This is a genomic window from Rhizobium sp. P2_G2 (genome assembly GCF_056403555.1).
Genome location: NZ_JBFUFF010000009.1, coordinates 59,599 through 70,712, shown reverse-complemented (window position 1 = coordinate 70,712; position 11,114 = coordinate 59,599). Strand labels below are relative to the sequence as shown.

The 11,114-nt window shown below is 60.7% G+C and carries 9 protein-coding genes; 6 read left to right on the top strand and 3 right to left on the bottom strand.

The features are described 5' to 3' along the window. Positions 1 to 163: 163 nt before the first annotated feature. Genes AC1D06_RS10160 through AC1D06_RS10150 form a run of 3 tightly spaced genes read right to left on the bottom strand, consistent with a single transcriptional unit; the run spans position 164 to position 2,401 of the window. Entirely contained in the window at positions 164 to 694 is a 531-nt protein-coding gene (locus tag AC1D06_RS10160; protein ID WP_477986112.1) for a 3'-5' exonuclease, read from the bottom strand. Beyond that, positions 691 to 1,497 (bottom strand): exodeoxyribonuclease III, encoded by an 807-nt coding sequence (gene xth / locus AC1D06_RS10155; protein ID WP_477986111.1) that lies wholly within the window; start codon positions 1,495 to 1,497, stop codon positions 691 to 693. Before xth ends, AC1D06_RS10160 begins: the two co-directional genes overlap by 4 nt. Positions 1,498 to 1,525: 28 nt before the next feature. Continuing rightward, complete coding sequence (locus AC1D06_RS10150) at positions 1,526 to 2,401, bottom strand: AraC family ligand binding domain-containing protein (protein ID WP_477882424.1); 876 nt, start codon at positions 2,399 to 2,401, stop codon at positions 1,526 to 1,528. A gap of 190 nt (positions 2,402 to 2,591) precedes the next feature. Here AC1D06_RS10150 and melA point away from each other — a divergent pair, with 190 nt between their 5' ends. The 6 genes from melA (at position 2,592) to AC1D06_RS10120 (ending at position 11,112) form a co-directional block, all read left to right on the top strand. Next, positions 2,592 to 4,049: an alpha-galactosidase gene (melA, locus tag AC1D06_RS10145; protein ID WP_477986110.1), complete on the top strand. Its 1,458-nt coding sequence runs from the start codon at positions 2,592 to 2,594 to the stop codon at positions 4,047 to 4,049. Positions 4,050 to 4,152: 103 nt separating this feature from the next. Beyond that, positions 4,153 to 6,231 (top strand): ABC transporter substrate-binding protein, encoded by a 2,079-nt coding sequence (locus AC1D06_RS10140; RefSeq protein ID WP_477986108.1) that lies wholly within the window; start codon positions 4,153 to 4,155, stop codon positions 6,229 to 6,231. A 78-nt stretch (positions 6,232 to 6,309) separates the two neighbouring features. Continuing rightward, positions 6,310 to 7,314, top strand: coding sequence for an ABC transporter permease (locus tag AC1D06_RS10135; RefSeq protein WP_477882420.1), 1,005 nt, complete (start codon positions 6,310 to 6,312; stop codon positions 7,312 to 7,314). Between the two features lie 5 nt (positions 7,315 to 7,319). Beyond that, complete coding sequence (locus AC1D06_RS10130; protein WP_477882463.1) at positions 7,320 to 8,450, top strand: ABC transporter permease; 1,131 nt, start codon at positions 7,320 to 7,322, stop codon at positions 8,448 to 8,450. Between the two features lie 7 nt (positions 8,451 to 8,457). Then, positions 8,458 to 10,119: an ABC transporter ATP-binding protein gene (locus AC1D06_RS10125; protein ID WP_477986107.1), complete on the top strand. Its 1,662-nt coding sequence runs from the start codon at positions 8,458 to 8,460 to the stop codon at positions 10,117 to 10,119. 216 nt (positions 10,120 to 10,335) lie between these two features. Beyond that, the gene (locus AC1D06_RS10120) at positions 10,336 to 11,112 is read left to right on the top strand and encodes a 2-keto-4-pentenoate hydratase (protein WP_477986106.1); all 777 of its coding nucleotides are present in this window, start codon (positions 10,336 to 10,338) and stop codon (positions 11,110 to 11,112) included. The last annotated feature ends 2 nt before the right edge of the window (positions 11,113 to 11,114 follow it).

Below are 11,114 nucleotides of genomic sequence, written 5' to 3'. Positions count from 1 at the left end.
TTTACATATTCAATGACAGACGCACGCCTGTTGAGGGCGTTTTTGATGCGCCTCTTTGCTTCTTGCTTCGGAAGATCTTGCCTAAGTCGACACCGGCAAAGCCGAAACCTCAGGTTCGGCAAACGATCGTTACCGGAGAAGATTGCGCCCGCGTTCCGCAATCCTAGAATTTCGACCCGGCGCGCCGTCGAACCAGAGTCCAGCGCTCAAGTTCGAGTTTCGCATCCGGCAAGGCCCGGTGCGGCAGCGACACTGGCTCCGTTGTCTCAATAACACTGGCGACAAGGCTTGCGACCTCAGCTTCAGGGGAATCCGGCCCCATTGCTGCACGCGCAGCATCCAGGAATGCGTCGTCGGATTTTCTTAACCGAAGTGCATGCCGCGGCAAGCCGGCGGCGCGCAGAAGCGTGCTTAGCCATTTGCCATCCCATGAAGGCGCACTTGCATAGAGGTCATGCCCCGAAAGCGTCTCGACCATTTCGGCGGCAAGCACCTCGACGGACACACCTTCTGCAAGCAGGATATCCCGCCCGATCCCGTGAATCCTTTCTGCTTCGGACGACCAGTCGGTCCAATTATCGGCCGGCCGTATCAGGCAGGTTCGCGAGCGGCCATCCTCGAAGACCCACGCCACTTCTATTGGATAACTGTTCCTGGCGAGCGACGATGCTTCGAAGTCCAGGAACACGATCATGAATGCGGCCCCGTCGAAAGCCCGCCGATGTCGCCCGCAAGCTCGATCCAGACGGGCGCGTGGTCACTCGTGTGCTCCCAGCCGCGGACGTGCTTGTCCACCCCGGCTGCAGCGAGATCAGCTGCAACCGCCGGGCTAAGGAGAAAATGATCGATCCTCAGTCCGGCATTGCGCGCGAAAGCGTTCCGAAAATAATCCCAGAATGTGTAGACGCGGGCGTCGCCGTTCAGCGTCCGCAATGCGTCGGTCCAGCCCTGCCCCACCAGATTCCTATAGGCATCCCGCACTTCGATGCGAAACAACCCATCGTCGAGCCAACGCTCCGGTTTATAGACATCGATTTCGGTCGGCATGACGTTGTAATCGCCGGCAAGCACGATGGGCACGCCAAGTTCCAGGAGTTCGGCGGCATAGGCGGTCAGTCGCCGGAACCAGGCCAGTTTGTAGTCAAACTTGGGCCCCGGCCAAGGATTGCCGTTCGGAAGATATAGGCACCCGATGATCATGCCATGCACCGCCGCCTCGATGTATCGGCTGTGCACGTCATCCGGATCGCCAGGCAGATCTTTGCGCGTGAGGATGGGGGGCTCATCTTTGGCCAGGATGGCGACACCGTTCCAGGATTTCTGTCCGTGCCAGATGGCGCCGTACCCGGCCTTCTCGATCGCCGCGATCGGAAACTTTTCGTCCGGAGCCTTCAGTTCCTGAAGACAGACAACATCGGGCGCGGCCTCGGCCAGCCATTTGAGCAGCACGTCGAGCCGGCCATTCACTCCATTGACGTTGTAGGTCGCTATTTTCATATGCTTGCAGCACTCCCGGCAATCGCCCTCACCGCCGCCCGGTCGAGGACATCGCCGTCTCGCGAAACTCGGTAGGAGTAACGCCGTAACTGCGGCGAAAGACTTTGGAAAAATAATTATTGTCGAGCATGCCGACCAGGGCCGCGATTTCCTTGACCGGCAGTTCGCGATTGGTGGTCAGCAGTTTCGCGGCGCGCTTCATCCGCTGCTGCATGACATATTCGGCCGGCGCCAGGCCGGTCAGGTTGGCGAAGCTGCGTGAAAAATGCGCCCGGCTGAGGCCTGCAACCCCAGCAAGCGTGTCCACCTGCAGCGGATTGTCGAGGTGGGTGGACACATATTGCATGGCGCGGTTGATCGCATTTTCGGAGTCGAGCAGTCTTTCCGAGGGGCCGAATGCGCCGTCGTAGAGCGCCATCGTCGCTTCATAGGCGATCGCGGATGCCTCTCCCGGCGTCTCGGCCTTGCCCTGAACCAGGCGCAACACGCAGGATGCCAGTTTGTCGATGCAATTGCTCTTCAGGCGCAGGATCGGACCATGCGCATTCAGCACCGCCTCGTGGATTCTCAGCGCTTCCGTCCCGTTCGTCGATATCCAGAAGAATTCCCATTTGTCCCCCTTCTCGACCCAGTAGCAATGATTGTGCGGCACAAGAACGAGGAAAGATTCCCCCGGGCGAAGCTTGATGATCCGGTTCTCGTATCTCAGCGTCCCCGTCCCGCTGATCGTGTGTTGAAGCACCGTAAACGGCACCTGCCCCCGCAAACGGCCATCCCAGAAATAGTTGGGATCGGATTGCAGGTCATAGCCGGCCGAGGTCGGCATGGCGTGCAGAGGATGCCGCGCACGCGGCACGGAGATGGCTTTCAAGGCGCGTCCGTTTTCGATCAGATTTGAGAGCATAATTTTACTATCGATAGCACAATCATTCTCTTTTCATTGCACGAATTGACGGCATATTCAAATGCAGGCTTAGGGAGAGAGGCAGCCGCTGCCGACGGGAGGCATGGCGCACGATTTCCCTTCTCAGTTCCAAAACCGGATTCGCATAGCGCAAATGCTGCGTTTGCGAAATTTAATGGACGCAAATAGAATGACCTTCAAAATCGCGATCATCGGCGCAGGCAGCGTCGGCTTCACCCGCAAGCTCTTCACCGACATTCTATCCGTGCCGGAATTTCAGGACGTCGAGTTTGCCCTGACCGATATGTCTGAGCACAATCTTTCCCTCATCAGCACGCTGCTCAACAAGATCAAGGATGCGAACGGCCTCAAGGTCAGGATTTCGGCGACGACCGATCGCAAGAAGGCGCTCGAAGGGGCGCGCTACATCCTGTCCTGTGTTCGGGTCGGCGGTCTCGAAGCCTATGCCGACGATATCCGCATCCCGCTTTCCTATGGCATCGACCAATGCGTCGGCGACACGATCTGCGCCGGCGGCATCATGTACGGCCAGCGCAACATCCCGGTGATCCTGGATTTCTGCCGCGATATCAATGCTGTGGCCGAGACCGGCGCGAAATTCCTCAACTATGCCAACCCGATGGCGATGAACACCTGGGCGGCGATCGAATATGGCAAGGTCGACACGATCGGTCTTTGCCACGGCGTCCAGCACGGCGGCGAGCAGATCGAAGAAATCCTCGGCGCCAAGCACGGCGAACTCGATTTCATCTGCTCGGGCATCAACCACCAGACCTGGTATGTCGACATCCGCCTGCGCGGCCGCAAGATCGGCAAGGACGAACTGGTCGCCGCCTTCGAGGCGCATCCGGTGTTCTCCAAGCAGGAAAAGGTGCGCATCGATGTGCTGAAGCGCTTCGGCTTCTATTCGACCGAAAGCAACGGTCATCTCTCCGAATACCTGCCCTGGTATCGCAAGCGGCCGGAAGAGATCACCAAGTGGATCGACATGTCCGACTGGATCCACGGCGAGACCGGCGGCTACCTGCGCTACACGACCGAGAACCGCAACTGGTTCGAGACGGAATTCCCGGAATTCCTCAAGGAAGCCGAAAAGCCGTTCAGCCAGTACAAGCGCTCCAACGAACATGCCAGCCACATTCTCGAAGCACTGGAGACGGGGCGCGTCTATCGCGGCCATTTCAACGTCAAGAACAAGGGCGTGATCACCAACCTGCCGTCGGACGCGATCATCGAATCCCCCGGCTTCGTCGATCGCTTCGGCCTCAACATGAGCGCCGGCATCACCCTACCGGAAGCCTGTGCCGCCACCTGCATCTCCTCGATCAACGTGCAGCGGATGAGCGTGCATGCCGCGATTGCCGGTGATGTCGATCTCCTGAAGCTCTCCATGCTGCATGACCCGCTGGTCGGCGCCATCGCTTCGCCGGATGAGATTTGGCAGATGGTCGATGAAATGCTTGTTGCCCAAGCCAATTGGCTGCCGCAATATGCCGATGCCATTCCGGCTGCGCGCGAGCGGCTGAAGAACCCGAAGGTCAAGACCCGCGAATGGGCGGGTTCGGCGCGCCGCGCGGTGCGTTCGGTCGAGGAACTGAAGGCCGAGAAACTCGCCAAGGCGAGCTGAAGCAGATCGACGGAATACCGCGGACACCTGAGGAGGCTCGTGTCCGCGGTCATATAGGTAGGGAACGGCCGGAATGGACCGGCCACAGAAAGTGGGAGATGAGATGAACAAGAAAGTTGCGATCCGGTCGAGCCTTGTGCTCGCCATCAGCGCGTCCGCGATTGCGATCAGCGCTGCGTCGTCCTTTGCCGAGTCGCCGCCGGAGCCGAAGACTTTTGCCGCACAGGGCAAGATCAAATACGTGCTGCCGACCGACATCCTCGAATTCAAGGCGCTGCCGCAATATCACGAGCCGGACTGGGTGACGGAGAAATTCGTCAAGACCGGCAAGCTGCCGGCCGTCAAGGATCGCCTGCCGAAGGAGCCGATGGTCTTCAAGACCAAGAACATGGTCGATGGCGTCGGCGTCTATGGCGACGTCATGCGCCATGTCATCGGCGGCCGGCCGGAAGGCTGGAACTATGAAGCCGGCCAGACCCAGGGTTGGGGCGGCATCGATATCGGCCTTTCCGAATGCCTGACGCGCACCGCACCGCTCTTCCAGGTCAAGCCCGAAGCGCTCGAGCCGCTGCCGAACCTCGCCAAGAGCTGGGAATGGTCCAAGGACGGCCACAAGCTGACCATGCACCTGATCGAAGGCGCCAAATGGTCCGACGGCGTGCCCTTCACCTCCGAAGACGTGATGTTCTATTGGGACGACAACGTCGTCGACCCGAATGTCAGCCCGCTGAACGGCGCCACACCGGAAACGTTCGGCGCCGGCACGACGCTGAAGAAGATCGACGACTACACCGTCGAATGGACCTTCAAGGAGGCGTTCCCCAAGCAATATATCTATGCGATGGCCTATGGCACCTTCTGCCCCGGCCCGGCGCATATCCTGAAACCCCAGCATCCGAAATATTCGAAGAACACCTACGAGCAGTACAAGAACGCCTTCCCGCCGAACTATCTGGGCTTCCCGACCATGGGCGCCTGGGGCGTGGTGGAATACCGGGCGGACGACATTATCGTGCTGCGCCGCAATCCCTACTATTGGAAGGTCGACGAGAAGGGCAACCAGCTGCCCTATCTCAACGAGTTGGAATACAAGCTCTCGACCTGGGCGGACCGCGACGTGCAGGCCGTGGCTGGCTCGGGCGACTTCTCCAACCTGGAGCAGCCGGAAAACTTCGTCGAGTCGCTCAAGCGCGCGGCCGATCCGAAGGCCCCCGCACGGCTTGCTTTCGGCGCCCGCCTGATCGGCTACAATCTCTATATGAACTTCTCCGCCAACGGCTGGGGCGATCCCGATGCGCGTGGCCAGGCGATCCGCGAACTCGACCGCGATCTTCACTTCCGCAAGGCGGTGACCATGGCGGTCGACCGGGCCAAGCTCGGCCAGTCGCTGGTCAAGGGTCCGTTCACCTCGATCTATCCTGGCGGCCTCGCCTCGGGCAACAACTTCTATGACCGCAAGTCCACGGTCTACTATCCCTTCAACCTGAAGGAAGCGAAGAAGGAGCTCGCTGCGGCCGGCCTGAAGGACACTGACGGCGACGGCATCGTCAACTTCCCCGCCGACAAGGGCGGCAAGGATGTCGAGATCACGCTGCTGGTCAACGGCGACTACACCACCGATAAGAGCCTTGCGGAAGGCGTCGTCGGCCAGATGGAAAAGCTTGGCCTGCGCATCGTCCTCAACACGCTCGACGGCACCAAGCGCGACAATGCCGAATATGCCGGCAAGTTCGACTGGGTGATCCGCCGCCATGACTCCGAGCTCACCTCGACGGTGCAGAACACCGCGGCGCTGGCAGCAACCGGTCCGCAGACAAGCTGGTTCCACCGCGCCGGCAAGGATGACAAGCTCGACCTGATGCCCTTCGAACAGAAGATGGTCGACCTGGTCAGCGCCTTCATCAAGTCGCAAGACCCTGCTGAACGCGCCAAGATCATGAAAGACTACCAGCATGTCTCGACGGAGAACATCAACGGTGTCGGCCTGACCGAATATCCGGGCGCGCTGATCATCAACAAGCGCTTCTCCAACATTCCGCCGGGCACGCCGATCTTCATGTTCAATTGGGCTGAAGACAACATCATCCGTGAACGGGTGTTCGTGCCGAAGGACAAGCAGTCCGATTTCGAACTGCACAAGGACATGCTGGTCGGCCAGCCGGGTGGCAACCCGCTGCAATAACGGTTCTCCCGGGTGGGTCCCGGATGCCTCCTCGGAGGCTCCGGGGCCTGCTTCTCGTATGCCACCTGAAAGGTCGACATGCTGCGCTTTCTTCTCGTGCGGATCGCCTCCGCCATACCGGTCCTCCTGATCCTGAGCGTCGTGACATTCGGGATCATCAAGGCGCCGCCGGGCGACTATAGCGACTATATCCGCTCGCAGTTGATCAACCAGGGCGGCGCCTCGTTCGAGGCGGCGGATGCACAGGCCAAGGCCTATGCTAGGGAACACGGCCTTGATCGGCCCATTCCCGTCCAATATGTCAACTGGATGTGGGGCATCTTCACCCGCGGCGATTTCGGCCAGAGCATGTTCTACAACAAGCCGGTGGCGGATGTGGTGGCCGAGCGATTGCCGCGCACCATCCTGCTCGCGCTCACCTGCCACATCCTCGCGTCGATCTTCGGCATCAGCTTCGGCGTCATCGCCGCGACACGACAATATAGCTGGATCGACCAGTTGATATCGGCAGTTTCCTTCCTCGGAATGACAGTGCCGCGCTTCCTGATGGCGTTGATCATCGTCTATATTCTGGTGTTTCATCTCAATGTCAGCGAAGTCAACAGCTTCTTCTCCGCCAAATACGGCGGCCAGCCCTGGTCTTGGGACAAGTTCGTCAACCTTGTGCAGCATATCTGGCCGGTCGTCGCCATCGCGACCTTCGGCGGACTGGCCTACAATATGCGGGTGATGCGCGGTAACCTGCTCGACACGCTCAACGCCCAATATGTCGAGACGGCGCGCGCCAAGGGCCTGTCGGAGACGAGTGTCGTGCTCAAGCACGCCGTGCCGAATGCGCTGCATCCGCTGGTCATGTATCAGGGCGTGGTGCTGCCCTATATGCTGACCGGCGAGATCGAGACCGCGATCATCTTCGCCCTGCCGACCGTCGGCCCCGCAATCGTCGGCTCGATGCATGTCGGCGACGTCTATGTGACCGCGACATTCATGATGGTGCTGTCGGCGACGCTGATCGTCGGCAATATCATCGCCGACATGCTGCTCGTGGCCCTTGACCCACGCATCCGACTGGGAGCCAACTGATGACCATGCTGGCACCGCCGGAAAACACATTGAAGCAACCGCTTGCGGAGGCGCATGCGGACCACAAGAACGAGACCTATCTGGCGCTGGTCTGGCGTCGGCTGCGGCGCTCCTGGACGGGCATGTTCGGCCTTGTCCTGGTCGTGCTCCTGCTGATCATGTCGATCTTCGCACCCTTCTTCGCCCCGCTCGACCCGAAGGCCACCGATACCGGGTACGCGCCGCCCGACGGCATCTATTTCACCGGCAAGGACGGCGCCTTTTCTTTCCGGCCGCGCATCTATCCGCTGGCCGAGAGCGAGGATCTCGACCCCGTCACCTTCCAGCCGCTGCTGAAGCCGGATTATGATCACCCAACCGAGCTCGGCTTCTTCGTCGAGGGCGCAGACTATCCGGTGCTGGGCCTCTTCACCTTTAACCGGCATTTCTTCGGCGCGACCAATGGCGATCCGGCGCATTTCCTCGGCACCGACAAATTCGGCCGCGACGTGCTATCGCGCGTCATCTACGGCTCGCGCGTCTCGCTGATGATCGCGCTGACAGTGGTGTTCTTCATCACCGTCATCGGCACCACGGTCGGCATGGTCTCGGGCTATTTCGGCGGCCGGTTCGATGTCTGGATGCAGCGTTTCGTCGAGCTGGTACTCGCCTTTCCACAATTGCCGCTCTACCTGGCGCTCACGTCCTTGATCCCGGTGACGGCGCCGACCAATGTCTTCCTCGCCTTCGTCATCATCCTGCTCTCGGCACTCGGCTGGGCGCAGCTGTCGCGCGAGGTGCGCGGCAAGACGCTGGCGCTCGCCCGTGTCGACTATGTCAAGGCGGCGATGGCGATCGGCGCGAGCGATCGGCGGATCATCTTCCAGCATATTTTCCCCAACGTCATGAGCCATGTGATCGTCGCCGTGACGCTCAACATCCCCAATGTCGTGCTGCTCGAATCCTTCCTCGGATTCCTCGGTTTCGCGGTCAAGCCGCCGCTGATCTCCTGGGGCCTGATGCTGCAGGACACGTCCACCTATTCGGTGATCGGTTCCTATCCCTGGATTCTCGCTCCGGTCGGCGCCGTGCTGCTGACTGTCTTTGCCTTCAACGCGCTGGGCGATGGCCTGCGCGATGCCATCGATCCCTATTGAGGCGCCCATGTCGACGGAAGAATTCGTACCCCCAGAACGGCAGGACAAGATCGGAAGCGCCGAGCCTCCCATCCTCTCGGTCAAGAACCTCGCCGTCAGTTTCAAGGTCGAGGCAGGACAGGTTGAGGCGGTCAAAGGCGTGTCCTTCGATGTCTATCGCGGCGAAACCATCGCTGTGGTCGGTGAATCCGGTTCGGGCAAGTCGGTGACGGCCCGCTCGATCATGGGCCTGCTCTCCAAGCGCGCCTCGATCACGCGCGGCGCCGAGATCCATTTCAAGGGTCGCGACGTGCTGAAATGCTCGAAGAGCGAGCGGCGCGCCCTGCGCGGCGACCGCATATCGATGATCTTCCAGGAGCCGATGAGCTCGCTCAACCCGGTCTATTCGATCGGCAGTCAGATCATCGAGGCGATCCGTGTGCATAATCGCGTCAGCCGCGCCGAGGCACGCAAGCGGGCACTTGCACTTCTCAACGAGGTGCGGATTCCCGATCCGGAAGCGCGACTCGACCAATATCCGCACCAGCTTTCCGGCGGCCAGCGGCAACGAGTGATGATCGCCATCGCGCTCGCCAACAATCCCGACGTGCTGATCGCCGACGAGCCAACCACGGCGCTCGACGTCACCGTGCAGGCGCAGATCCTCAACCTGATCCGCGATCTGCAGAAGGCCCATGGCATGGCCGTGATCCTGATCACCCACGACCTCACCGTCGTCAGGCAGTTCTCCGACTATGTCTATGTGATGCGGCGTGGCGAAGTGAAGGAACACAACACCACCGAAGCGCTGTTCCAGAATCCACGCCACGAATACACCCGCCACCTCCTCGGCTCGGAGCCGCGCGGACAGGCCAACCCCATCCCCGACGACTCCCCGATCGTGCTGGAAGGCCGCAATGTCCGGGTCGCCTATACGCTCAAATCCGGCGGCTTCTTCCATCCGCAATATAAGGAATTGGTGGCGGTCAACAATCTGAGCCTTTCGCTCAGACGGCACGAGACGCTTGGCCTTGTCGGTGAATCCGGCTCTGGCAAAACCACTTTCGGCCAGGCGCTGCTGCGCTTGATCCACATGGACGGCGGCGAGGTGCTGTTCGACGGCGCGCCGATCACCAAGAAATCGCGCGAAGAAATGCGGCCCCTGCGCAGCCGCATGCAGGTCGTCTTCCAGGATCCGTTCTCATCGCTCAACCCGCGCATGACCGTCGGCCAGATCATCGAGGAAGGGCTGGTGGTCAACGGCATCGGCGCGACCAAGGCAGAGCGGTTGGAGCGCGTCCGCGACGCGCTTGCCAGCGCCGGCCTGCCGACCAACATCCTCTCCCGCTTCCCGCACGAATTCTCCGGCGGCCAGCGCCAGCGTGTCGCCATCGCCCGGGCCATCGCCGTCGAACCGGAATTCATCCTGCTCGACGAGCCGACATCGGCGCTCGACCTCTCCGTCCAGGCGCAGATCATCGACCTCCTGCGCAAGCTGCAAGCCGAACGTGGCCTGAGCTACCTGTTCATCTCGCATGACCTCAAAGTGGTGCGCGCGCTGTGCCACCGGGTCATCGTCATGCAGCACGGCAACATCGCCGAGGAAGGCCCCGTCGAGCAGGTGCTGTCGAGCCCGCAGACGGACTATACCAGTCGGTTGGTCAAAGCGGCCTTTGACGTGAAGATCTAGGAACGGCAGGCCAGATTGCGCGCGACGCCTGGTGGTCACGCGCTCCAAGCTTCATCGATCGGACGACCACGGCACCTGAAATGATTCAGGCATTGACGCTTGCCGCGCAGACGTTGGATATGTGCATGGCGGGCTCACACGGAGGATTGGGTTCGATGCAGTCGCACAGGCTTGGAATCGACATCCCTGTCGGCCCAAGGCCGGAATGGGGGAGCCATGGATTATTCTGAAACCGGCAAGCGTCTTTACGACGATCATCTGGCATCGAGGCAATTCGTGCCGCTGCGGACAGATGATGGGGTGCGGACACAGTACGATGCCTATGCCGTGCAGGATCATTATGTCAGTCATATCCGCGATCAGGGCAAAGGCATCGGCTACAAGATCGGTCTCACATCGGCGAGAATGCAGACGATGTGCAATATCGATTCACCGGTGGCCGGCGTGATCTTCGCCGACCGGGTGGAGCGGAATGGCGCTCACCTCAAGCGCCAGCTTTATGGCCGCCTCGGCGTGGAATTCGAAATTGGCGTGCGGATGGCGCGTGATCTTCATCCGTCGGAAGGCCCGTTTACCAGCCAGTCGATCGCATCGGCGGTCGGCGGCGTTTGCGCTGCCGTCGAGATCGTCGACGACCGCAATGCCGACTATGCCACGCTCGATGCCCTGTCATTGATCGCCGACAATGCCTGGAACGCCGGCATCATCCTCAGCGATTGGCAAAGCCCATGGCCGGAGCTGGAAGATCTCAAGGGCACGGTCAGCCTCGATAGCCGGGAACTCGACAGCGGCTATGGCCGCGATGTTCTCGGCCATCCGTTCAATCCGCTCGCCTGGCTCGCCAATCATCTGTTTGACCGGGGCAGCGCGCTCAAGGCTGGCGACATCATCCTGACCGGCAGCCTGGTGACGACGAAATTTCCAAAACAGGCCGGCTCCTTCCGTTACGACCTGCAGGGACTGGGCGTCGTCATATTCGACGTGAAGGACTGAGC

Bases quoted from the DNA above. Each gene is read 5' to 3' on its own strand.
- AC1D06_RS10160 (WP_477986112.1), bottom strand. From the start codon at position 694: ATGATCGTGTTCCTGGACTTCGAAGCATCGTCGCTCGCCAGGAACAGT.
- xth (WP_477986111.1), bottom strand. From the start codon at position 1,497: ATGAAAATAGCGACCTACAACGTCAATGGAGTGAATGGCCGGCTCGAC.
- AC1D06_RS10150 (WP_477882424.1), bottom strand. From the start codon at position 2,401: ATGCTCTCAAATCTGATCGAAAACGGACGCGCCTTGAAAGCCATCTCC.
- melA (WP_477986110.1), top strand. From the start codon at position 2,592: ATGACCTTCAAAATCGCGATCATCGGCGCAGGCAGCGTCGGCTTCACC.
- AC1D06_RS10140 (WP_477986108.1), top strand. From the start codon at position 4,153: ATGAACAAGAAAGTTGCGATCCGGTCGAGCCTTGTGCTCGCCATCAGC.
- AC1D06_RS10135 (WP_477882420.1), top strand. From the start codon at position 6,310: ATGCTGCGCTTTCTTCTCGTGCGGATCGCCTCCGCCATACCGGTCCTC.
- AC1D06_RS10130 (WP_477882463.1), top strand. From the start codon at position 7,320: ATGCTGGCACCGCCGGAAAACACATTGAAGCAACCGCTTGCGGAGGCG.
- AC1D06_RS10125 (WP_477986107.1), top strand. From the start codon at position 8,458: ATGTCGACGGAAGAATTCGTACCCCCAGAACGGCAGGACAAGATCGGA.
- AC1D06_RS10120 (WP_477986106.1), top strand. From the start codon at position 10,336: ATGGATTATTCTGAAACCGGCAAGCGTCTTTACGACGATCATCTGGCA.